Source organism: Verminephrobacter aporrectodeae subsp. tuberculatae At4 (genome assembly GCF_000193225.1).
In the GTDB taxonomy this organism is placed as follows: Bacteria; Pseudomonadota; Gammaproteobacteria; order Burkholderiales; family Burkholderiaceae_C; genus Acidovorax; species Acidovorax aporrectodeae.
The window spans coordinates 1-1034 of the sequence record NZ_AFAL01000551.1 but is presented as its reverse complement, the minus strand read 5'-3'; the positions used below and the strand labels follow the sequence as shown (position 1 = coordinate 1034).

Genomic DNA, 1034 nt, shown 5'->3' with positions numbered 1-1034 from the left:
TCGGAGTTGGCGCGGGAGCAGGACCCGGAGCGGAGGTCGGGGCCATATCATCGTCACCACCACCGCCGCCACCGCCACCACAGGCCGCTACCGCCAGCATGGCGAGCAGGCCAGATATCTTTAATGGAAAGCGAAACATCGGGCGTTCTTTCTTCTCGCGACAGATGCGCGTTCTTGCGAACAATGGATGCATGCGCAGATCCAGACGTTCGCCTTATTGCGGACAGCTTGCAGAAAACGTGGTTCATGGGCCCCGCCACGACACCCAGCTTGCTTGGCATGGCTGTTCAGCGGGACGAATTTTGCCAACGAGTTTGGCAAAAAGTAACTTGAACGTTATTGTAATGCGATTTTTTGCAAAACTGCCCACAGATCGCGAAGCTATTACATTTTCCCTCATATGGATGGACCAGATCGGGTGACTGCTGCGGTGCGTGGCCTGGGCGAGGCCGAGCCTGGTATTGCAGCCACCCGATTCAGCAGCGCCGACATGCTGCACGCGCTGCTGCGCTGCGCCACTGCGAACGGGTCGCCCAGTTGTGGGGGCCGCTGGCTGGAGGGAAAAACCAGCTATCTCAAGGCGTGAAGCGCAGCCGGTCCGGGCTGGAGAGCGTTCCAATCCTCAGTCGGGATTGATCCATTTCTTCAGGACGCTGTGAAACGGCAGGTCAAAGCGGCCGTAGAAGTCTTTTCCGGAGGGCCTTGCCGGGGCAGCGGCTTCCTCGAAGGGGCTCGACGGCGGGGGGCGGCAACGGGAACTTCCGCCATACAACTGCCCCACCAGATAGCGGGAGCCGTCGATGGTATGGAACAGGCCCGAACCACTGCTGCCCGGCTCGGTGATGCCCTGATTCCAGGCGATGGAGAAGAACTTCCCGCTCTGCGCGTTGCTGGGGATGCAGTAGAAGGAGGTCGATGACATCGGGATGCACTGGTTGAATGCCGTGATGGTGCCGATGCTGAGCTTTTGCAGATCGCCCCTGGGGTGGTGGATTCCGGCGACATTCGAGGACGTGGGCACGACGCCAGCGTAC

The 1034-nt window shown here is 60.3% G+C and carries 1 protein-coding gene and 1 pseudogene; one reads left to right on the top strand and one right to left on the bottom strand.

Going from position 1 to position 1034, the window contains the following annotated elements; genetic code table 11:
- Positions 1–418 precede the first annotated feature (418 nt).
- Complete coding sequence (locus tag VTU_RS33730) at positions 419–586, top strand: hypothetical protein (protein WP_010106820.1); 168 nt, start codon at positions 419–421, stop codon at positions 584–586.
- A gap of 36 nt (positions 587–622) precedes the next feature.
- On the opposite strand, the pseudogene VTU_RS28135 reads toward VTU_RS33730, so the two are convergent.
- Positions 623–1034: pseudogene (locus VTU_RS28135) on the bottom strand (endoproteinase ArgC); the annotation flags it as partial.